This is a genomic window from Halarcobacter anaerophilus (assembly GCF_006459125.1).
Lineage (GTDB): Bacteria > Campylobacterota > Campylobacteria > Campylobacterales > Arcobacteraceae > Halarcobacter > Halarcobacter anaerophilus.
In genome coordinates this window covers 1,108,184-1,129,147 of record NZ_CP041070.1, presented here as the reverse complement: position 1 = coordinate 1,129,147, position 20,964 = coordinate 1,108,184, and the positions used below count along the sequence as shown (strand labels likewise).

The following is a 20,964-nucleotide window of genomic DNA, read 5'->3' as shown; positions in this document are numbered from 1 at the left end:
TTAAAACTTAATCTATAAGTTTTTTATTAAGTCTTCCTATTTTAAATGTTTTTGCAACACCAGTTAGAGACAAGTATGCTCTTTTACTTACTTCTAAAGGAACTTCATTTGGAATACCTATATTTTTTTTGGTTTCTAGCATATTTTCTCTTGGAAAATCAAATTCCGTACATCCTATACAAGGCATTCCTGCTCTTGTTTTAGTACTTACGTCATTCCATAATATTTTATTACAATTTGAATGAGTCATTGGTCCTCTACAGCCTTGTTCGTAAAAAAGACATCCCTCTTTTAAGCCAAAATGTTTAACTTCAACTTTCCATTCAAAATATTCATTTCTCGTACAGCCGTGATGAGCCAATCCATAATATAACTCTTTTGGTCTTCCTTTTTCATCTAAAGCCATTTTTCCGTAATCTTTAAGGGAAAAAAGAGTTTGGATTATCCATTCGGGATGGGCAGGACACCCAGTAAGATTTACAACTGGATGTTTTAAGATATAAAGATTTTCGGCACTTAAAGAGTCTCCTATACCTTGTATATCGCTATTTTGTTCAAACTTTGCATGTAAACCTCCGTAAGAAGCGCAAGAGCCTACGGCTATAAGATATTTTGTTCTTTTAACTAAAATATTAAGCATTTCATAGGGAGAATATCCTGAAATAGAGAAAAATTCTTTGTTTGAGGAAATTGCCCCTTCAACTAATAAAAAATCAAAGTTAATTTTTTTTTCAATAATCTCTTTAATTGTAATATCTGTAGTTAATGAGGGATGATAAATCAAATCGAAACTATTTAAAAATAGTCTCATTCTATTATTATTTGCACTTAAAAAAGAGTGCGTATTCCCATTGCAAGTTATGGCTTGAAGCCACAAGACTTTTGGTTTTTTATCCTTCTTCATACTTAAGTGCTCTATAGATATTTTCTGCAACTTCATCTGAATATTCCATAATATCTTTTTCTAAAACTTTTTCTCCCGAAAGAAAAGCAAATCCTCCAAGAGCACCCATTATTACTGCAAATGCAGGAAAAAAATCTTGTTGTCTAAACTCTTTATTTGATGCACCTTCATCAAGTAAAATCATTACTTCGGTAACAAATTCGCTAACACATAAAAAACCTTCACATCCTTTTGCAAAGACTTCTCTGTTTGAAAGATATACTCTTAAAAAATATTCAATAACTTCCGGAGATTTTTTTACATTTTCTAAATATTTTTCTGTAAATAGATATATTTTTTCTTTTGAAGAGATATTCATCTGATTTATAGTTTTTAACTCTTTTGCCAAAATATTTGTCGAGTATTTAATAGCATATTTTGCTAACTCCTCTTTTGACTTAAAGTAATTATACATATTACCGACACTCATCTTCATTGATTTTGCTATATCAGGAATCGTTGTATTATAAAAACCGTTTTTTGAAAACAGCTTTAAAGAGTTTTCAATTATGTTGTTCTTTTTTTCCTCTTTTGTTGACAAAATCTATCCTTAATGTTAAGTTTTATTTTTAATTATATTATTAAAACTATTAAGCATGAATGAAAATTCATAAGATAAATTAATTATTATAGTTAATTGTTACGTAAAAGTAAAGATTTAGAAGAAATATAAAGAGGGGAAACCCTCTTTATATCCTGTTTTTTAAGAATGAACTAAATTAGTTAGTTGCTCTGGAGTAACTTTGTTAAAGTTAAGATATTTATAAACTCCGTCTCTGTTTTTCTCAGTAATTTTTTGAGGTACAATTTTCATATACTCTTCAACACTTGGAAGTCTTCCAAGAAGTGCCGCAACTGCTGCAACTTCTGCTGAACCTAAGTATACTTTTGAGTTTTTACCAAGTCTGTTATCAAAGTTTCTTGTACTTGTACTAAATACAACAGCACCTTCGTTTACTTGAGCTTGGTTACCCATACATAAAGAACATCCAGGAATTTCTATTCTTGCACCTGCTGCTGCAAAAATTGAATAATATCCCTCTTCAGTTAATTGTGCTTCATCCATTTTTGTTGGAGGAGCAACCCATAATTTAGCAGGTGCTACACCTTCACCTTTAAGAACTTCACCTAAAGCTCTAAATAGACCGATATTTGTCATACAAGAACCAACGAATACTTCATCGATATTTTTTGGTCTTGAATCATCTGCTAAAATTTCAGATAAAGTAGCAACATCATCAGGATCGTTTGGACAAGCTAAAATAGGCTCTTTAACATCATTTAAATCAATTTCAATAACTGCTGCATACTCTGCATCGGCATCAGGTTGAATTAATTCAGGATTTGCCAACCACTCTTTCATTTTGTCAGCTCTTCTTTGAAGAGTTCTTTTATCTTCATAACCCTCTTCAATCATTTTTTCGATTAATGCAATATTTGAACTTAAATATTCAATAATCGGTTCTTTATCTAATTGAACAGAACAAGCTGCCGCAGATCTTTCTGCCGATGCATCAGATAATTCAAATGCTTGCTCAACTTTAAGATCAGGTAATCCTTGAATCTCAATAATTTTACCTGCAAAGATATTTTTTTTGTTTTTCTTAGGAACTGTTAACAATCCTTGTTTGATTGCATAATAAGGAATTGCATTTACAAGGTCTCTTAAAGTAATTCCAGGTTGCATTTCACCTTTAAATTTAACAAGCACTGATTCAGGCATTGTTAAAGGCATCATACCTGTAACGGCTGCAAATGCGATAAGTCCAGATCCTGCAGGGAATGAGATACCTATAGGAAATCTTGTATGTGAATCTCCACCTGTTCCTACTGTATCAGGTAAACAAAGTCTGTTTAACCATGAGTGAATAACACCGTCACCAGGTTTTAATGTAACACCGCCTCTTGAGTTAATAAAGTCAGGTAAAGTGTGTCTTAAATTAATATCCGCAGGTTTTGGATAAGCAGCTGTGTGACAGAAAGATTGCATAACCATATCTGCACCGAATGATAATGCAGCAAGCTCTTTGATCTCATCTCTTGTCATAGGTCCTGTTGTATCTTGAGAACCAACAGTAGTTGCAATCGGTTCAACATACATTCCAGGTTTTACACCTTCAATTCCACAAGCTCTACCTACCATTTTTTGAGCTTGACTATAACCTTTACCGTTATCTTCAGGTTGCTCAGGAGCAATAAACATATCAGAAGCACCTAAACCTAAAGCTTCTCTAGCTTTTGCAGTTAGTCCTTTACCGATAATTAGAGGAATTCTTCCTCCTGCTCTCATTTCATCTGTTAGAGTATTTGGAGAAAGTTTAAATTCAGAAACAACTTTTCCGTTTTTTTCAATTACACCTGCATAAGGTTTTAATACAATTTCATCACCTGTTTCTAATTCATCAACAGGAGCTACAACAGGTAAACACCCTGAATCTTCTGCTGTATTAAAGAAAATCGGAGCAATAATAGAACCAATAACTACACCGCCTGTTCTTTTATTTGGAACACCCGGGATATCTCTACCCATGTGCCATTGAACAGAGTTAATACCTGATTTTCTTGATGAACCTGTACCGACAACATCTCCAACGTAAGCTAAAGGATTACCTTTTTCTTTAAGTTTTGCCATTGTTTCAAGTGGTTTTTCCATTCTTGATTGTAACATTGCAGTTGCGTGTAACGGGATATCAGGTCTAGTAAATGCTACTGTTGCAGGAGATAAATCATCTGTGTTTGTTTCACCAGGGATTTTGTAAACAGTTAATTTAATTTCTTCTTCTAAAGCAGGTTTGTTTGTAAACCACTCTGCATTAGCCCAAGACTCAATAATCTCTTTAGCTTTTGCATTTCCAGAGTCCATTAACTCTTTTACGTCATTAAAAGCATCATATACTAAAATAGTGTTTTTTAATTGAGTAGCAGCTAATTCAGCAACTTCTTCAACTTTTAATGCTTCAATTAGAGGTGTAACGTTAAATCCACCCATCATAGTTCCTAAAATTTCTATAGCATCTGCTTTAGAAATTACAGAACATGTAACATTTCCTTGTACAATATCATTCAAAAAAGCAGCTTTTACATATGCTGCATCATCAACACCCGGATTGATTCTGTTTTTAAATAAGTCTAAACAATATTCAGTTTCTTCTACTGGATTTGCTTTTAATAGTTCAACAAGCTCTGCTGTTTGCTCAGCTGTTAAAGCTAACGGAGGCAATCCACCCTCTTCTATTCTTTCTTCTGTATGTGCTTTATAAGTAGCTAATAAACTCATATACATCTCCTATAAAATTTGTACACAAGTATATCATAATCTTTATTTCATCCAATGTACAATTTTTGTTTACAAGGTCACAATTTTTTATAATTAACTCAAAAGTTACTAAAAGTAATAAAATAAATATTCTGTTAAAATAGCCAAATTATAATGTAATTATATAAATTAAGTTTAATAAAATATATCTATGTAGTTTTTGAGATAAAGAACTTTATATGTACAAAAATTGTACATTAAACCTTAAAATGTACATAGTTTGAAATTATAATTTTATTTTTATATTTTTTATATAAAATATGAATAAACAATATAAACTAAAGAGACAATATGCTTAATGAGTTAGAAAAAAAATTACATTCGGAAATTCCTTTGACAAAATATATGCAATTGAAGGTAAAAGAATTAAATGAAAATTTCCTTATAACAAAAGCCCCTCTTAATCCTAATATAAATGATAAAAGTACTGCATTTGCAGGTAGTTTAAGTACTTTGGTTACTATTTCTGCTTGGAGTATATGTTACTTAAAACTCAAAGAGATGGGATTTGATAATTGTATGATTGCCGTTATTAAAAGCGACACGGCATACAGAGCTCCTGTTACAAAAGATTTAATCTGTGAAACAAAAGTTCCTACAGTAGAGCAACTAAATCTTTTAAAAAGAAAGTTAGAAGAGAAAAAAAGCGGTTCAATAAAAATAGAATCAAAAATAGTTCAAGACGATAAATTGTGCGTTGAGTACAAAGGGGTATATGTCGTTAAGATTTAATAAAAAATCTTTTTATTGTATTTATATACTCTTTTGAACTTACTATTGAACCTAAAATTATAAAAATACAAGCTAAGATTACGGAAACGGTAAGATCTGAAATTCCGATAAAAACTAATATTAAAGTAGATAAAAGGGGAGCTAAATAAGCTAATGAACCCAAAATTTTAATATCTCCGTTTTTTACCGCATAATCCCATAAATAAAATGCTCCTCCTACAGGTCCAAGTCCTAGCATAATAGAAGCAAAAAGCTGAGAATAAGAGGGAATAACAGTCTCTTCCAAAGCTAAATGAGCTATTAAAGAAAGAATTGCAGTAAGAAGACAAAATCCGGCAACCGCATAAGTTGGTATATGTTTTAAAGTTTTCGAAATTACGGAATATGATGACCAAATTAATGCTGCAACGATTGCAGAAGTATATCCTTTTGTAAACTCTTCTTCAAAATCCAGACTAGAACCTTTTGATACAAGTAAGAAAGCTCCGCATAAAGCTAACAAGGTTCCTAAAATGTGGAACCATCTAAGTCTTTCATTGGGTAAAAATGCAGAAAAAACAACAATTAACAAAGGCCAAAGATAATTTAATAAATTTGCCTCAACAGCGGGAGCATTTTTAATAGCTACAAAATAAAAAAAGTGATAACCGAAAAGTCCGTAAATACCGATAAAATATATTTTTAGAGGAATTTTAAATAAATCCTTAAAAGATTTTTTCTGTTTTTTTAACATAACTAAACCGATAAATGATGCAATAAAAAAAGAGATTGAGAGTAATTCAAAAGGGGGAATATTACCTGAGAGTACCGTAAATAAAGCTAAGGTTGACCACAAAAATATTGTTGCTAAACCTAAAATATTACCTCTTATATGTGCTTGATTCAATTATATTTCCTTAAAATTGGAAATTATACCTCTGCTTATCTTAATTTCCGATTTTTATACTAATTAAAAAATTGATAAAATGAAGGCTTAGGAAATCATAAACTTTTTAGGAGCATAAAAAGTGTTTAAAAAAATCTTATTATTATCTTTATTATTGCTATTTTCAGGATGTAACAGTAAAGCACCAATTACAAATAGAGATCAATTTATTATAATCTCACAATCTCAAGAGTTGGCACTAGGAGAACAGTCTTATGAAGAAGTTCTAAAAAAATCAAAAGTTATAAAAAATACAAAAGATGCAAAAAGAGTAAAAACAATAGGGAAAAATATTGCAAGAGTAGCAAATATTCCAAGTTATAAATGGGAATTCAACTTAATAGAAAATAAGAGTAAAAATGCCTTTTGTCTTCCAGGAGGTAAGGTTGCAGTTTATACGGGTATTTTGGATATTGCTAAAAATGATGACCAGTTAGCTACGGTTATTTCCCATGAAATTGCACACGCCCTAGCTCGTCACGGAGCAGAAAGAATGAGTTCGGGATTAGTAACACAAAGTGTCCAGTTTATAGGTAATATAATTTTAAGTAGCAATCATTCTCATTTATTAAGCAGTTTTAATATAGCTTACGGATTGGGTTCCACTTACGGAGTAATGCTTCCTTACGGAAGACTTCAAGAAAATGAAGCAGATGAGATAGGAGTTCATCTTATGTATAAAGCGGGGTATAATATTCATGAAGCCTTAAAATTCTGGGAAAATATGAGTAAAGGAGAAAAAGAACAAAATGAATTTTTCTCTACACACCCAAGTTCAAAAACAAGAATAGATAATATAAAAAGAGTAATAAAAGAGATTGAAAATGAAGAGAAAAGATTAGGAAAACTTTATAATAACGAAATTTTAGGTAAGAAAATACATTAAAAAGGGAAAGTTCCCTTTTTATGCCATATTGGTATATACAGCTTGAACATCGTCGTCTTCTTCAAGTTTTTCTAAAAGTTTAGCTATTTCATCATGCTGTTCTTCTGTAAATTCTTGCGGATTATTAGGAACTCTTTTTAGTTCTGCTTTTGTTAATTCAATTCCTAACTCTTCAAATTTATTGTTCATATTTCCAAAGTCGGTATAATCTGCAAAAGCAATTACAACACCCTCTTCTTCTTCAAGCTCTTCAAGTCCTGCATCTATTAGTTCTAATTCTAATTCATCTAAATCCATTTCAGGTTTATTAAACTCAAAAATAGCTTTTCTATCAAACATAAATTCCAATGAACCAGTAGGTACAACTTGTCCGCCGTTTTTATTAAAATGCATTTTTATATTTGCTACGGTTCTTGTATTGTTATCTGTTGCACACTCAACAAAAATCAATACTCCATGAGGTCCTTTACCCTCAAAATTTACATCAGAATAGTTTTTTGCATCTTTTCCTGAAGCTCTTTTAATAGCCGCTTCAATATTTGATTTCGGTAAATTTTGTGCTTTTGCATTAAGAATTGCCGTTCTTAAAGCCGGGTTCATATCAGGATCACCGCCGCCTGATTTTGCTGCAATTTCAATCGCTTTTGCAAGTTTAGGGAAAACTCTTGACATATTTCCCCATCTTTTCATTTTTGCCGCTTTTCTATATTCAAAGGCTCTACCCATATATATTCTCCGATTTATTTCTCAATTTTTTGGGGGATTATACCAAGATTGTAATTAAGATACAAAAAGAGTTATTTTGATACAATTGAAAAATGAAAAAAATATTACTAATTATATTAAGCTTTACGGCAATTATAAATGCTCTGGAAATCACTCCTAAAAATGTAAAAAATGCTAATACTTCTTTAATAGTTTTAAACCAAAAAAATATTCAAAATCCAAAACTCACTTTTGATAAACATAATATCAACTTTTTTCCATACCCTTCAAAAAAAGAGTCTTATTATGCTTTGATTCCAGTATCTTATTATAAAGATAAAAAAGCTTACAGGGTTATTGTCTCTTATTTTCAAAATAATAAAAAGATTTTTAAAGGAATTACTTTAAATGTAATTGACGGAAAATACAAAAGTGAAACAATAAACGTTCCAAAAGGAAAAGTTTCACTCTCCCCAAAAAATAAAAAAAGAGTTGAAAAAGAGTATAAAGAAGCTATGAAAATTTATAATACCGTTACACCTGAACTTTATTTAAATGGTGCCTTTATAAAACCGATGAATTCAAAAATAACAAGCTCTTTCGGGAAAAAAAGAGTCTATAACAATACTCTTAAATCCTATCACAGCGGTACGGACTTTAAAGCTGCAGTAGGAACAAAAGTCAAAGCAGTAAACGACGGTATCGTGGTTATCTCTCAAAATAGATTTTATGCAGGGAACTCAATAGTAATAGATCACGGTCAAGGTATCTACTCTTGCTATTTTCATTTAAGTAAAATGAATTTTAAAGTAGGAGATAGAGTAAAAAAATCAGAAATTATAGGACTAAGCGGAAGTACAGGAAGAGTTACAGGACCGCATCTGCATTTTGCTTTTAGAATTAACGGTGTTCAAGTAGATCCTCTACAGGCTATCACTTTATTAAATAAAAACCATCTTTATTAAGTAATTTTTATAAAAAAATCAGATAATATTGCTATTTACACACAACACGCAAGGCAGAAATTAACCATGAAAAATTCACTTATTGTAATTTTTATAACATTAGTTATTATCGGGTTTAATGGCTGTACAGTAACAAGTCATTACAAAGTTAATTCTAATTTAGAATATGAATACATACCGAAAGTTGAAAGAAAAACTTATGAAGTTTTCGGTAAAGAACAATTTATAAAAGAGATTAAAGAAGAGAAAGATTTTCAATCTTTTGACGATGAGTTTGAAGCTCAAGAGCAGATTTCAGACCCTTTTGAAGGATACAACAGAGTTATGACTTCTTTTAATGATTACTTTTATATGAATATACTTAACCCTGTAGCAGAAGGTTATGCGAAAATAATTCCCGAAGACGGAAGAGTTGCTATTTCAAACTTTTTTAGCAATATCACTTTCCCCATAAGATTTATTAATAATTTATTACAATTTAAATTTTATAATGCTTTAGAAGAGAGCGAAAGATTTTTGATAAATTCAACCTTTGGATTATTAGGTTTTATGGACCCGGCAACAGAAAAGTTAAATATAGAAAAACATGATGAAGACTTCGGTCAAACTTTAGGTTATTATGGATTTTCAGGCGGTTACCATATTGTATTACCTTTTTACGGACCGTCAAATATAAGAGATATTATGGGATTAGTGGCTGATTTATATGTAAGTCCTATAAATGATACGGGATATAATGATTTACAATATAAAATACCGGATAATCCTGAGAAATCTTTAGGAATAACAACATTTGAAATAATAAACAGAACCTCTTTAAATTTAGGGAAATATGAAAACTTAAAGAAAGATGCTATAGATTTATACCCTTTCTTTAGAGACATATATACTCAAAATAGAGAAAAAATGATTAAGGAATAAAAAAGTGATAAAAAAATTAATTTTAACATTACTACTTTTAGTATCATACTCTTTTGCTTTAACAAAAGATGAAATAAAACCTAAAATGAGCACTAAAATAGATAAAGTTTTACTAATTTTAAAAAATGACCAACTTCAAAAAGATCAAAAAAAAGAGAAAATTTTATCTATAATGAATTCAATATTCGATTACTCTTTAATGTCAAGACTCTCATTAGGCAGAATGTGGTCCACATTGCAAGATGAACAAAAAGAGAAATTTATAAAACTTTTTACAAATAAACTTAGAACCTCATATTTAGACAAACTTGATTTGTATACAGATCAGTTTGTTGAAATTTTAGGAACAGAAGAGCCAAAAAACAATAGAATAATTTTAAAAACTCAAATTGTGGGGAAAGAGGATAAATACAGTATTGATTATAAATTCTATAGAAAAAATGATGATAATTGGTTAATTTATGATGTAAATTTACTTGGAGTTAGCATTATCCAAACGTATAGACAACAATTTGCAGGTTTTCTAAAAGATAAAAGTTTTGAAGATTTGATGGCAAATTTATCAATCGAACCTACAAATACTAAATAGTACGGCAAAATGAAATCGTTTTTTGATAATATTATTTTAAAACATCCTATAAGAATACTTATAGCACTCTTTTTAGGAGTTTCCATTTTAGCTTTTTATGCTACAAAATTAGAAATCGATGCTTCATCAGAAACTCTTCTTTTAGATGATGATAAAGATCTAAAATTTTACAGAGAAGTTCATCAAAGATATCATTCTCCCGATTTTTTACTTGTTACATTTAAACCCGAAGAAGATTTATTATCAAAAAAAAGTTTAAAAACAATAAAAGATATAAGCAATGAATTTGAGAAACTTGACAGAGTAACCAATGTTACTTCAATCTTAACTGTTCCTTTACTTGAATCACCCCTACAAGAGTTAACAAAACTTTTAGACGGGGTTAGAACTTTGGAAAATAGCGAAGTTGATAAAACTTTAGTAAAAAAAGAGTTTTTAAGTTCTGAATTATATAAAAATAGTCTTGTCAGTCCCGATTTTAAAACTACTTCAATAGTGGTTAATTTAAAAGATGATAAAAAATATTTTGAAATACTTTATAAAAGAAATGCACTTTTAGCCAAAAAACGTGAAGGAAGTGCCTCTAAAGAAGAGTTAAAACAATTAAAAATTGTTAGTAAAGAGTTTAAAGAGTATAGAGACCAATTAAGAGAAAAAGATCATAAAAGCGTACAACAAGTAAGAAAAATAATAGAAGAGTATCAAAACAGAGGTCAGCTTTTTCTTGGTGGGGTAACTATGATAGCCGATGATATAATCGGCTTTGTAAAAAATGATTTACTGATTTACGGAACAACATTAATTATTATTTTGATTTTAGTTTTATGGATTATATTCAGACAAATAATCTGGATTATTTTACCTTTGATAATTTGTACTTTATCCGTAATTTCCACAACAGGAGCTTTAGGTCTGTTTGGCTGGGAAGTAACCGTTATATCTTCAAATTTTATATCTTTGCAGCTTATTATAACTATTTCAATAGTACTTCACTTAATAGTAAGATATAGGGAGTTAACAAAAGATTATAAACATGCTTCTCAATATAAGTTGGTTATAAATACGATTTTATCGAAACTAAACCCTTCATTTTTTGCAATCATCACAACTGTTGCAGGTTTCGGCTCTTTGGTTTTATCCGGAATTGAACCTGTTAAAAACTTAGGTTGGATGATGAGTACGGGGATTTCAATATCTTTGATTATTGCATTTATCGTATTTCCGGCTATATTAATTACTATGAAAAGAGTTGATATAAAAAAAGGCTCAGAGTTCAAATTAGGAGTTATGCCAAAACTATCAATAATTGTTGAAAGAAAAGGAAAATGGATATTTTTAACTTCTTTTATTTTAGTTCTCTTTTCATTGACGGGGGCTTCAAAACTTATTGTAGAAAACAGCTTTATCAACTATTTTAAAAAATCTACTGAAATATACAAAGGGATGGAAGTTATTGATAATCAATTAGGAGGAACAACTCCTTTGGATGTAGTTTTAACTTTTGATACAAAAAAAGAGAAAAAACCTTCTTCTAAAAACAGCGATGAATTTTCAGACTTTGAAGATGAATTTGCCCAAAATGAAGATGATGAAAAATATTGGTTTACTGTAGATAAGATGCAAGCTATTACAAGAGTTCACGACTATTTGGCATCTATTCCCGAAATCGGTAAAGTTTCATCATTGGCAACTCTTTTAAAAGCAGGAAAAACATTAAATAAAGGTAAAGATTTAGACGGTTTTACTTTAGCTTTATTGTATGAAAAACTTCCGAAAAATTATAAAGATTTGATTCTTACTCCTTATGTAAATATAGAGTATAATCAAGCAAGAATCACTACAAGAATTATTGATTCCAATCAAAAACTTAGAAGAGATGAATTAATAAATAGAATAAACAAAGAGTTACCTGCCGTAATAAACGATTCTACAATTAAATTTAGATTATCAAATTTGATGATTTTGTATAATAACTTGCTTCAATCTCTTTTTGATTCTCAAATCAAAACTTTGGGCTTTGTTGTTGTAATTCTATTTTTTATGTTTTTGATTCTATTTAGATCATGGTTAATTGCTTTTATAGGAATGATATCAAACGTTGTTCCTATTTCAATACTTTTTGGAATAATGGGATGGTTAAATATTCCTCTTGATATTATGACAATTACTATTGCTGCAATTTCAATAGGTATCGGTGTTGATGACACTATTCACTATATTCATAGATTCCATGACGAGTTGAAAAAAGATCACGATTATCTAAATGCAATGAGAAGATCACATGAAACAATAGGTTATGCAATGGTTTATACCTCAGTTGCAATTATTTTAGGATTTTCTATATTAGTATTGTCTAATCTTATACCGACCATATATTTTGGATTATTAACGGTTATTGTTATGATTACGGTATTAGCTGCCGATTTACTGTTACTTCCAAGACTTTTAATTATATTTAAGCCATATAAGAAAAAACATCTTTCTTAATGTTTTTTCAATATGGAAACAGCCTATATACCAAATGATATGCTTAGAATCAAATAGAGTTTTAATACAATCAAATTAAAATATTTTAGTTATAAAAAAGGAATAAAATTTAAAATGAATATTGCGATATATTGTGGGACATCTTTCGGAGATAATCCGATTTATAAAGAAAAAGCTATAAATTTAATAGACTACTTAAGTAAAAAAGATGTTTCAATTGTTTACGGAGGGAGTAAATCAGGACTTATGGGCTTGATTTCAAATGAAGCCATGAGTTTGAATATGAAGGTATACGGTGTTATTACATATACTCTTGCAACACAAGAGATAGAAAATACCAATATCACAAAACTTGAAAAAGTTGCTACAATTAGAGAGAGAAAAGAGAGAATGGAAGAGTTAGCAGATGCGTTTATTGCCCTTCCTGGAGGTTTCGGTACATTAGAAGAAGTTTCAGAGATTTTTACTGCAATACAAGTAGGAACTACAAACAAACCTTGTGCTTTATTCAATATCAACGGATATTTCGATAAATTAATAGATTATCTTAAGTTTTGTAAAGATGAGGGATTTTTGCTGCAAGAACATTTAGACTCTCTTATTGTAAGTGATGATATCAATTATATTTATAAAAAATTAAAAAATCATCAAGCTCCAAAAAGCAAATGGGAGATTTTATCTGCAAGTTAACTCTTGATTAACCTTTTATTTTTGCTTTGTTAATAGTGGGTATGTATAATTTTAATATCAATTAAGTAGAAGCGAACTACTTATTGGAATTTTTGCGAATAACTCTCCTTGAGAAGACAAAACTTTCCCGGTTTTGTCTTTTTTTTTTACATTTTTTTATTTTGTTTAGAAAATATTCTTAATTGTCGCACAATTTTAACTTTAAAATCGTATAATTGAATCTCATAAATATTGAATATTTATTCATATGATTTATAAAACTATAATTAAAAAAGGTTATGATTTTTTATGAAAAAGCTTGATGATACTCAAATGGATTTACTAATGACTAACTTAGATGAAGATGGGAAACTATCTTGTCTTAAAGCATTTAAAGTTGCAAGGTTAATTGGTGTAAAACCTAAAGAGATGGATGCTATTACAAAATCATTAAATATAAAAATTACTAATTGTGAATTGGGTGTTTTCGGGAAATTACGATTCACTGATTTAGATGATAATATTTATAACAAACTCTCTGAAAACTTTAATCAAAACAAAAAAGTAGAATGTGAAGTAGCTTGGCACGCAGCTAGAGAAAAAGGTGCAAGCTTGAAAAAAGTCGGTTCTACTATTAATAATTCAGATATAAAAGTAACCCACTGCCAGTTAGGTTGTTTTTATGATGAAGAGTATGAAAAATACGATGACGCCTAATTATTAAATCTTTTTATTAACTAATTTCAGTATACTTCCAAAAAACTTTAAAGGTATAAATTTTTGAAAAATTTTATTCTTTTTGATAATGACGGAGTATTAGTAGAGACTGAAAAATGGTATTTTGAAGCAAATGTAAAAGCTTTATCTCAATTAAATATAAAACTGTATGAAGATGTTTATCAAGAAATTATGGCAAGAGGCGGAACAGCTTGGGAAGTAGCCCAAAAGCAAGGAATTGAAGAACATATAATCGATAAACAAAGAGAAAAAAGAGATATATACTATCAAGAGTTTTTAAAAACAAAAGATATAACAATTTCAGGTGTAAAAGAGACTCTAAAAGAACTTAGTAAAAAATATAAAATGGCAATTATCACAACTTCAAGACGGGTGGATTTTGATTTAATTCACAAAAATAGAGGAATAGTAGATTTTATGGATTTCACTTTATGTGTAGAAGAGTACAAAAGAGCCAAACCTTATCCCGATCCCTATCTTGCAGGTCTTAAAAAGTTTAACGCAAAAAAAGAACATACTATAGTAGTTGAAGACTCTCAACGAGGTTTAAGCTCTGCATTTGCTGCCAAAATAGATTGTGCTATTGTAAAAAATGAGTTTACTAAAACACATGACTTTTCAAAAGCAAAATATTTTATAGAGAATATTAAAGATTTAAAAGAGTTATTATCTACTTTGTAGATACTCTTTTAATCTTTTTATTCCCTCTTTCATATGTTCAATATCTCGTGTATAGGCAAATCTTAAATATTTATTTGTCTTATTGCTCCCAAAATCGATTCCCGGAGTTGTTGCTATATGAATATTTTCTAAAAGTTCTTTTGCAAAAGAAAAACTGTCGTTGGTATATTTAGATACGTCAACCCATAAATAAAAAGCACCCTCAGGTTTTGCATCTACACTAAATATCTCATTTAACTCTTTAAACAAATAATCTCTTCTTTTTTTAAATATCTCTTTGATTGATTCTAAATATTCATAATCAAAAGCCTCTAAAGCAGCGTATTGAGAAAGTGTAGGAGCTGATATAAAAATATTCTGTGCAATAATTTCAGCCTCCCTGCTTAACTTTTCAGGAACAATCATCCAACCAAGTCTAAGTCCTGGCATACAGTAATATTTTGAAAAACCGTTTATTACTATTACATTACTGCTAAACTGTAAAGCCGTACTTGCTTTTTTCTCATAAACCAAACCGTGGTAAAGCTCATCTGAAATAAAAGCAATACGGTTTTTATCACAATATTCAATCAGCTCTTTTAAATTATTATCTTCATATATATTTCCTGTAGGATTTGAAGGAGAAGAGATTTGTAAAGCATCTATTTTATTTTTTTTAAGATGTTCTATATTTAGTTGATAATTACAAGATTTATCAATATTCATAAAAACCGGATCAATATCAAGCATATGCGCAAAATTTTTATAACAAGGGTATGAAGGATCACTAAGTCCAAGTTTTCCTTTATGTTTTAAAGTAAGCGTATAAGCTACTAAAAAAGCGCCTGAGGTTCCGGGAGTTAATAAGATTTGGGAAGGCTTTATATCTACTTTATACTCTTTTTTATAGTGTTCAACAATCTTTTCTCTTAGCTGCAAAAGACCTAAACTTTCAGTATAAGAGAATTTATCATCATCTAAAGCTTTTGCAAGTCTTTGTTTCACTTTGGGTGTGGGGTTTAAGTCAGGCTGACCTATTTCAAAATGTATAGTATCTTCATATTTTAGAGCTTCTCTTACTATATCCATTACAATAAAAGAACTCATCTTTTCATATCGCATTTAAATTCCTAATAAAAAGAGAAGATTATATCGAAAAAATAATAAGTGAAATTTTAAATTTGGAAGTGCAATGAAATTAACAAAAGCGAAGGAGAAGAATAAATACTTTGTTAATTTCTATTGCATTTTGGCTGTGTTATTTACATCAAATTTTTTTAATGTATTGAAATACTAACACAATAGGCTTAAACATTTTCATATAAAAAAAACAAATAGGATATTTTTAGTCTTATTTAAGTTTAGATGATAATTTTTATCTTCTAAATATTTTTTACTAGAAAATATGCTCTTTTTTGCTACTATTTCAAATAAAATTTAAAGATAGGATAAACAATGCAATATTTTGGTGTAATCGAAACTAAATACGAAGAGATCTTCTTGACTTCTAGCTTTTTATATTTTAATAAAGAGAATGAGAATATAAGTTCAAAAGAGCTGAAACAGATGATAAAAACAAATAAAGAGAGAAAAAAAAATATTGCAGGTACAATTTTTTTATATAATCCTGTTGTAACGCCTCTAGGTTATGATTCCAATACTTTTTTATTAGATCAGGATTTTGATGAATTTGACGAATATATAGAGTTAAAGCAAGAAAACTATATAACTTTGTTTAAACAAGCTTTATCGAAAAACTATGAAGGGAAATTAGTAGAGATTAAAAATCTTTTTAATCTAAATGAAAAAAATATTGATGCTTCTCAACTTCTTATGAAGTTCAATTCCGATCTTGAAACATACAACTCTTCACAAAATACGGAGTTTGACAGAGAGATTATGTATTTTGATGCTCAAACATTTATTCCAAACGGAAAGTTTGTATTTTTTGCCTGGGGAGAAAAGATAAATTCAAAAGAGTTTCCTTATATAGACAATTATGCAAGAACAATATATCAAAGAGTTGTACAAATGGGTAAAAATGCCGTTTTTGTTTATAAAAAAGAGAAAACTAAAAATTGGTGTGAAGAGCATTTGCAATTTGCTGCACCTCTGCAAATGGGAAAATATAAACATGCAATATCACATAGTACAAAAAAAGCATTTGAACAGATTCCACCTGTTTGTATTGCCTATGAATAAGTAAAAATCCTTTCATTGACTTAATCTATATTGTGTGATATTATATTAAATAATCTTATTTAAAAGGGTATAACATGAATGTTTATGAGTATGCTATGAAAGTAGAAAAAGAGGGAGAATCTTATTATAGACAAATGGCTGAAAAAGCTGAAAACTCAGGTTTAAAACGAATTTTTACTATGCTAGCCGATGAAGAGGTAAAACACTACAATATTTTTAGAAATATGATGAAAAATGAAGATATGGATTTAGACAAATTAGATTTAATTACAGATACGGAAACTATTTTTAAAACGCTAAATGAAGAGAGAGACAATGTTAATTTAGACTCTGAACATATTCAATATTATAAAGAGGCAATAGACAGAGAAGATAACTCTTTTGATTTTTATGCTTCAAAAGCCAAAGAGTTGGAAAATAAAAAAGAGAAAGAGATATTTTTGCAAATTGCAAATGAAGAGAAAAAACATAAAAGAGTTTTAGAAGAAATTGTATTATATCTTGAAGAGCCTGCTAGTTGGGTAGCCTGTGCCGAATTTTAAAAAATAAAATTCAGTTTTAAAAAGAGGCAAGCTTTAAAATCAAAGCTTTAGCCTCATTTTCATCAAAAAATATATTTTGATGAAGCTCTTTATTTGCCTGTTTTAAAAACTCTACTTTTTTTTGAGATAAAAGCTTACTATCTTTTTCATATTTTGAAATCAATTTCAACATCTCATATTCGTATTGCTTTATGATTTCCTCTTTTTTTAAATAAGCAGGTTTACTTTTTATTGTTGATTTTTTATATAAAATTACACCTAATCCTACAAAAAGAAGAAACATTACAATATATACAAAACTGTTTTCTGCCATTTTCTCTCTTTATTTTATATTGATTGGCTCTTTTAAGCCTTTTGCTTCTAAAGCTATAGATTCGGCTCTTTTGGCAATATTTATAGCTTCTTGAATTTTTTCTTGATTCTTTTTTTCAATTTCAAGAGTTTCGACTCTTTGAATTATCGTTCTAAACTCTTCATGCCCTAGAACATCCAATACTCCTTTTGCTTTTGAAAGGAATTTAATATGCTCTTCATTTCTCCAATTAGAGGTTAAAGAGTTATCTAAATAATCTTTATAATCGGAATCTATTTTTAAAGGGTTTGCTATAAATGCCAAATCAAGATTTATATCCTCTTTTTTATCAAAATATAGAGTGTAAAGCTGTTGCAAATACCCTTTCAATTTTAAATTTGATATATAATCATAAACTTTTTGATTTTGATCTGTTTCAAAAAGATAGTCCAAAATATTAGTTGAAACCTCTTTTTCTCCGCTATTAAAAAGTTCATCGACTCTGTTTTTACAATATTCGTAAATTTGTTTACCGTTTTGTATATCCATTTTTTCAATTAGTTTATACAAATCACTATTATATGCAAAACTAAACTTCTTAAGCTCATTTTTCATTGCTTCTAAAATAGAATCAATTTTTTGTGCTTTATTAGCATATTTTACGACTGCATTTATATTCTCAAGTTCATCCAAATCAAAGTTTGTATTTTTATAATAATTTTCTATTTCAAAAGCCAATTTCTTTTCAACTAAATCTTTTGACTTTTTAAAAAAATAGTTTGTAAGTTCACTGTTATTATATTTTTTTGATGCAGTTGAAAGTTTCTCGAAGTTTTTGCTTAAAAGAAGATATCTTCTTATTTTCTCTTTTATACTTAATGAAGGTATCATCAATTTTGAAGTTAAAGAGTAGATATCTATTTTAGACTCATTTAAAGCCTGTGCAACCTTTTCTCCTCTTTTTGGAAACTCTTTTATTAAAGAAGTAAGTTTTTCATCGTATTCTTCATAAGTTTTAGCATTTTGAATATTTTTGATAAGTTTCAAAGCCATATTTATTTTTACTGCTCTGTAAATAAAAAATAGAATTATAAGAATCAGAAGTAGTAATATTCCAAAAGTAATAAGTGTTTGATCAGGTGCTTTTTCATACATCTTTAAAAGATTAAACGAAGACTCTTTTGCAAGTGCAAAAAATTGAGAAAATGACATTTTGCTCCCTTTTTATAAAGTAAAACTAAAGTATACAAAAATATAGCTGATAATCTTTGCAGGAGCAAAATATAAAAAAACTAGAAACTAATTGCTTTTTAAATAGTTTTCCAAATCCTCTTTATCTACTTCACCGATATAATCTTTTACGTATTTTCCCTCTTTAGAGTACAAATAAGATTCGGGAACTTTTCTAACATCATTAAAGGCTTTTGCCATTCTAAAGTTTTCATCTCCTACTGTTATAGGAAATTTTATATTATATTTTTCTATAAAAGCTTCTAACTCTTTTGGATCTTTGTCTTTTTCAAAAAGTACTCCTACAATAACAAATTTATCGGAATATTTTTCATAAAGTTCATTAAAGACAGGAATCTCTTTTATACAAGGAGGACACCAAGTTGCCCAAAAATTTATTAATACGATTTTATCTTTATACTCTTTTGAACTTAAGATATCGTTTTCAACTTTTATAGGAAGTGTTTTGCCCTCAAAAGTCTTTAGATTATATGTTTTATTACTTAAAGCTTTTAATTTTTCAAAACTTGCATTATTGTTGTTTGATACGGCTTTTGCTTCATCTTCACTATTACATCCTCCAAAAAGAAAAACTGCAACAATACTAAATAGAAACAGAGATTTTTTCATATATATCCTTAAAATTTTTTTGCCCTATTTTGACCAAGAAGTAATAAAAAAAGAATTAAACTAAAAGCACTTAAAGATAAAAAAGGGATATTTATAAAACCTAAATACTCAAAATATTCTGTAGAACAAGGAACTCCATGTTTACAAGGGACAATATCTTCACTGATTATTCCCCACATCAAAAGATTATGATATAAAGAGAAAAGAAAACCCAAGAAAGCCAAAGTAACTGCATACTTAAAAATATTTTCATCATAATTTAAGAGATTTACAAAAAACAGTATTGCCAAAGGATACATAAAAATTCTTTGATACCAGCACATTGTACAAGGGATAAAGTTCATAAATTCACTAAAAAAAAGGGAACCCAAAGAAGCAATAGCCGAAATAATAAAACAATAAAAAATTATTTTTGAAATATACTCTTTTTTATGCATAACCGTCCTAAGTAAATAAAAAATTTTATCTTAATTTTGTGTAGAGTTTGTGGACTATATTATCAATCTTTTATACCTCTTTTTTATTTTTTCCGCCAATTTATGTATAGCCATGGCATAATAGTTGCTTCTATTGTATCTTGTTATTACGTAAAAGTTTTTTGTTCCGTACCAAAGTTCATCATACTTTTTTCTGTCTAGTTTAATCAAATGAACTTTTTTTGCATAATAAAACTTTCCGGATTTAGGTTTTATTCCATTAAGATGAGAACGTTTATACTTATATTGATAACCCGTTTTTAAACGATTAAATCTTTTTCCTATATAACTGACTCTTGTTGCAACAGGTATATGTTTGCTCCAACCCGCTTTTTTAAAATAGTTTGCTACGCTTCCTATAGCATCAACTACATTATTTAAATCAATTACCCCGTCATTGTCAAAATCAACGGCAAGCTTTTTAAAATTGCTCGGCATAAATTGGGCTAACCCGATTGCTCCTGCATAAGAGCCGAATACTGCTTTTGGATTCTCTTTGTTCTTTTTAGAAAGAATCAAAAACTCTTTTAACTCATTTTTAAAAAAACGGTTTCTTCTATTCTTTTCAAAAGCTAGAGTCGTTAGAGTATCAAAAACAGGATATCTTCCCGTATTTTTCCCGTAAAAAGTTTCTATTCCTATGATTGCTGTTATATATTCGGGTAAAACTCCGTAAATTTTATAGGCTTTATTTAAACTCTTTTTATATTTTTTCATAAAAAGAACCCCTTTTTTTACTCTTTTTGCAGATAAAAACATTTTTTCATATCTATCCCAGCTGCCTGCTTTTCGTTCTGTTTTTTTTACTTTTTTTACTCTTTTTTTCGAAGGTTGATACTGTTTTAACGCACTTTTTTGAATCTCTACTTTTGAGAATAATTTTTTTAAATTCTCTTTATTAAAACCATGCTCTTTTTCAAGAGTTTTAATAAATTTTTTCACCTCTTTATTTTTATAATAATTTTTATTTTCTGAAAAAAGAAGTGTCGGCAGAAAAAAGAGTATAACTATGCTGAAAATTTTTCTATACATATTAAAATCCTCAAATTTAACATT

At 28.9% G+C, this 20,964-nt stretch carries 22 protein-coding genes; 11 read left to right on the top strand and 11 right to left on the bottom strand.

All coding sequences use genetic code 11. The features are described from left to right. Window positions 1–7 precede the first annotated feature (7 nt). The 3 genes from AANAER_RS05540 to AANAER_RS05530 form a co-directional block, all read right to left on the bottom strand. Entirely contained in the window at window positions 8–904 is an 897-nt protein-coding gene (locus AANAER_RS05540; protein ID WP_129081834.1) for an NADH-quinone oxidoreductase subunit B family protein, read from the bottom strand. Then, window positions 891–1,484, bottom strand: coding sequence for a TetR/AcrR family transcriptional regulator (locus tag AANAER_RS05535; protein ID WP_179951810.1), 594 nt, complete (start codon window positions 1,482–1,484; stop codon window positions 891–893). The genes AANAER_RS05540 and AANAER_RS05535 overlap by 14 nt, the downstream gene beginning before the upstream one ends. 162 nt (window positions 1,485–1,646) lie before the next feature. Next, window positions 1,647–4,220, bottom strand: coding sequence for a bifunctional aconitate hydratase 2/2-methylisocitrate dehydratase (locus tag AANAER_RS05530; RefSeq protein WP_044415349.1), 2,574 nt, complete (start codon window positions 4,218–4,220; stop codon window positions 1,647–1,649). 330 nt (window positions 4,221–4,550) lie between these two features. Here AANAER_RS05530 and AANAER_RS05525 point away from each other — a divergent pair, with 330 nt between their 5' ends. Continuing rightward, window positions 4,551–4,991 carry a YiiD C-terminal domain-containing protein gene (locus AANAER_RS05525; RefSeq protein ID WP_044415351.1) on the top strand — a complete coding sequence of 147 codons (441 nt, stop codon included), beginning with the start codon at window positions 4,551–4,553 and terminating at the stop codon, window positions 4,989–4,991. Here AANAER_RS05525 and yddG read toward each other — a convergent pair. Continuing rightward, complete coding sequence (gene yddG, locus AANAER_RS05520) at window positions 4,981–5,877, bottom strand: aromatic amino acid exporter YddG (protein ID WP_044415353.1); 897 nt, start codon at window positions 5,875–5,877, stop codon at window positions 4,981–4,983. The genes AANAER_RS05525 and yddG overlap by 11 nt on opposite strands. 121 nt (window positions 5,878–5,998) lie before the next feature. On the opposite strand from yddG, the gene AANAER_RS05515 reads away from it, so the two are divergent. Continuing rightward, window positions 5,999–6,802, top strand: a complete 804-nt coding sequence (locus AANAER_RS05515) for a M48 family metallopeptidase (protein ID WP_129081833.1) — start codon at window positions 5,999–6,001, stop codon at window positions 6,800–6,802. Between the two features lie 18 nt (window positions 6,803–6,820). On the opposite strand, the gene AANAER_RS05510 is transcribed toward AANAER_RS05515, so the two are convergent. After that, window positions 6,821–7,528 carry a YebC/PmpR family DNA-binding transcriptional regulator gene (locus AANAER_RS05510; RefSeq protein WP_044415356.1) on the bottom strand — a complete coding sequence of 236 codons (708 nt, stop codon included), beginning with the start codon at window positions 7,526–7,528 and terminating at the stop codon, window positions 6,821–6,823. Window positions 7,529–7,620: 92 nt separating this feature from the next. Between AANAER_RS05510 and pgp3 the strand changes: the two genes are divergently transcribed. From pgp3 to AANAER_RS05475, 7 genes are all read left to right on the top strand, one after another. Continuing rightward, window positions 7,621–8,472 (top strand): peptidoglycan metallopeptidase Pgp3, encoded by an 852-nt coding sequence (gene pgp3, locus AANAER_RS05505; RefSeq protein ID WP_129081832.1) that lies wholly within the window; start codon window positions 7,621–7,623, stop codon window positions 8,470–8,472. A gap of 66 nt (window positions 8,473–8,538) precedes the next feature. Beyond that, window positions 8,539–9,393, top strand: coding sequence for an MlaA family lipoprotein (locus AANAER_RS05500; protein ID WP_129081831.1), 855 nt, complete (start codon window positions 8,539–8,541; stop codon window positions 9,391–9,393). Between the two features lie 4 nt (window positions 9,394–9,397). Beyond that, window positions 9,398–9,982: a Tgt2/MlaC family protein gene (locus AANAER_RS05495; RefSeq protein ID WP_129081830.1), complete on the top strand. Its 585-nt coding sequence runs from the start codon at window positions 9,398–9,400 to the stop codon at window positions 9,980–9,982. Between the two features lie 9 nt (window positions 9,983–9,991). After that, window positions 9,992–12,469 (top strand): efflux RND transporter permease subunit, encoded by a 2,478-nt coding sequence (locus AANAER_RS05490; RefSeq protein WP_129081829.1) that lies wholly within the window; start codon window positions 9,992–9,994, stop codon window positions 12,467–12,469. A 114-nt stretch (window positions 12,470–12,583) separates the two neighbouring features. Next, a complete protein-coding gene (locus AANAER_RS05485; RefSeq protein WP_129081828.1) occupies window positions 12,584–13,159 on the top strand; it encodes an LOG family protein in 576 nt (191 codons plus the stop codon). Between the two features lie 288 nt (window positions 13,160–13,447). Continuing rightward, window positions 13,448–13,855, top strand: coding sequence for a ModE family transcriptional regulator (locus AANAER_RS05480; RefSeq protein WP_129081827.1), 408 nt, complete (start codon window positions 13,448–13,450; stop codon window positions 13,853–13,855). A gap of 63 nt (window positions 13,856–13,918) precedes the next feature. Continuing rightward, window positions 13,919–14,557, top strand: a complete 639-nt coding sequence (locus AANAER_RS05475) for an HAD family hydrolase (RefSeq protein ID WP_129081826.1) — start codon at window positions 13,919–13,921, stop codon at window positions 14,555–14,557. On the opposite strand, the gene AANAER_RS05470 is transcribed toward AANAER_RS05475, so the two are convergent. Beyond that, window positions 14,543–15,658: a pyridoxal phosphate-dependent aminotransferase gene (locus AANAER_RS05470; protein ID WP_129081825.1), complete on the bottom strand. Its 1,116-nt coding sequence runs from the start codon at window positions 15,656–15,658 to the stop codon at window positions 14,543–14,545. The two genes, AANAER_RS05475 and AANAER_RS05470, sit on opposite strands and share 15 nt — an antisense overlap. Before the next feature lie 333 nt (window positions 15,659–15,991). On the opposite strand from AANAER_RS05470, the gene AANAER_RS05465 reads away from it, so the two are divergent. After that, window positions 15,992–16,738: a hypothetical protein gene (locus AANAER_RS05465; RefSeq protein WP_129081824.1), complete on the top strand. Its 747-nt coding sequence runs from the start codon at window positions 15,992–15,994 to the stop codon at window positions 16,736–16,738. Between the two features lie 74 nt (window positions 16,739–16,812). Further along, entirely contained in the window at window positions 16,813–17,280 is a 468-nt protein-coding gene (locus AANAER_RS05460; RefSeq protein ID WP_044415372.1) for a ferritin-like domain-containing protein, read from the top strand. A gap of 16 nt (window positions 17,281–17,296) precedes the next feature. Here the strand turns inward: AANAER_RS05460 and AANAER_RS05455 are convergent, their stop codons facing one another. The 5 genes from AANAER_RS05455 to mltB form a co-directional block, all read right to left on the bottom strand. Beyond that, window positions 17,297–17,593: a hypothetical protein gene (locus AANAER_RS05455; RefSeq protein WP_129081823.1), complete on the bottom strand. Its 297-nt coding sequence runs from the start codon at window positions 17,591–17,593 to the stop codon at window positions 17,297–17,299. A 9-nt stretch (window positions 17,594–17,602) separates the two neighbouring features. Then, window positions 17,603–18,784, bottom strand: a complete 1,182-nt coding sequence (locus tag AANAER_RS05450; RefSeq protein ID WP_044415376.1) for a hypothetical protein — start codon at window positions 18,782–18,784, stop codon at window positions 17,603–17,605. 87 nt (window positions 18,785–18,871) lie between these two features. Further along, complete coding sequence (locus AANAER_RS05445) at window positions 18,872–19,432, bottom strand: TlpA family protein disulfide reductase (protein WP_044415378.1); 561 nt, start codon at window positions 19,430–19,432, stop codon at window positions 18,872–18,874. An 8-nt stretch (window positions 19,433–19,440) separates the two neighbouring features. After that, the gene (locus AANAER_RS05440) at window positions 19,441–19,869 is read right to left on the bottom strand and encodes a disulfide bond formation protein B (RefSeq protein ID WP_044415379.1); all 429 of its coding nucleotides are present in this window, start codon (window positions 19,867–19,869) and stop codon (window positions 19,441–19,443) included. Between the two features lie 54 nt (window positions 19,870–19,923). Continuing rightward, window positions 19,924–20,940: a lytic murein transglycosylase B gene (gene mltB, locus AANAER_RS05435; RefSeq protein WP_129081822.1), complete on the bottom strand. Its 1,017-nt coding sequence runs from the start codon at window positions 20,938–20,940 to the stop codon at window positions 19,924–19,926. Window positions 20,941–20,964 lie beyond the last annotated feature (24 nt).

Coding starts and splice junctions, on each gene's coding strand:
- AANAER_RS05440 (WP_044415379.1), bottom strand. CDS start 19,869: ATGCATAAAAAAGAGTATATTTCAAAAATAATTTTTTATTGTTTTATT.
- AANAER_RS05525 (WP_044415351.1), top strand. CDS start 4,551: ATGCTTAATGAGTTAGAAAAAAAATTACATTCGGAAATTCCTTTGACA.
- AANAER_RS05530 (WP_044415349.1), bottom strand. CDS start 4,220: ATGAGTTTATTAGCTACTTATAAAGCACATACAGAAGAAAGAATAGAA.
- AANAER_RS05470 (WP_129081825.1), bottom strand. CDS start 15,658: ATGCGATATGAAAAGATGAGTTCTTTTATTGTAATGGATATAGTAAGA.
- pgp3 (WP_129081832.1), top strand. CDS start 7,621: ATGAAAAAAATATTACTAATTATATTAAGCTTTACGGCAATTATAAAT.
- AANAER_RS05510 (WP_044415356.1), bottom strand. CDS start 7,528: ATGGGTAGAGCCTTTGAATATAGAAAAGCGGCAAAAATGAAAAGATGG.
- AANAER_RS05500 (WP_129081831.1), top strand. CDS start 8,539: ATGAAAAATTCACTTATTGTAATTTTTATAACATTAGTTATTATCGGG.
- AANAER_RS05445 (WP_044415378.1), bottom strand. CDS start 19,432: ATGAAAAAATCTCTGTTTCTATTTAGTATTGTTGCAGTTTTTCTTTTT.
- AANAER_RS05480 (WP_129081827.1), top strand. CDS start 13,448: ATGAAAAAGCTTGATGATACTCAAATGGATTTACTAATGACTAACTTA.
- mltB (WP_129081822.1), bottom strand. CDS start 20,940: ATGTATAGAAAAATTTTCAGCATAGTTATACTCTTTTTTCTGCCGACA.
- AANAER_RS05540 (WP_129081834.1), bottom strand. CDS start 904: ATGAAGAAGGATAAAAAACCAAAAGTCTTGTGGCTTCAAGCCATAACT.
- AANAER_RS05465 (WP_129081824.1), top strand. CDS start 15,992: ATGCAATATTTTGGTGTAATCGAAACTAAATACGAAGAGATCTTCTTG.
- AANAER_RS05460 (WP_044415372.1), top strand. CDS start 16,813: ATGAATGTTTATGAGTATGCTATGAAAGTAGAAAAAGAGGGAGAATCT.
- AANAER_RS05490 (WP_129081829.1), top strand. CDS start 9,992: ATGAAATCGTTTTTTGATAATATTATTTTAAAACATCCTATAAGAATA.
- AANAER_RS05485 (WP_129081828.1), top strand. CDS start 12,584: ATGAATATTGCGATATATTGTGGGACATCTTTCGGAGATAATCCGATT.
- AANAER_RS05455 (WP_129081823.1), bottom strand. CDS start 17,593: ATGGCAGAAAACAGTTTTGTATATATTGTAATGTTTCTTCTTTTTGTA.
- AANAER_RS05450 (WP_044415376.1), bottom strand. CDS start 18,784: ATGTCATTTTCTCAATTTTTTGCACTTGCAAAAGAGTCTTCGTTTAAT.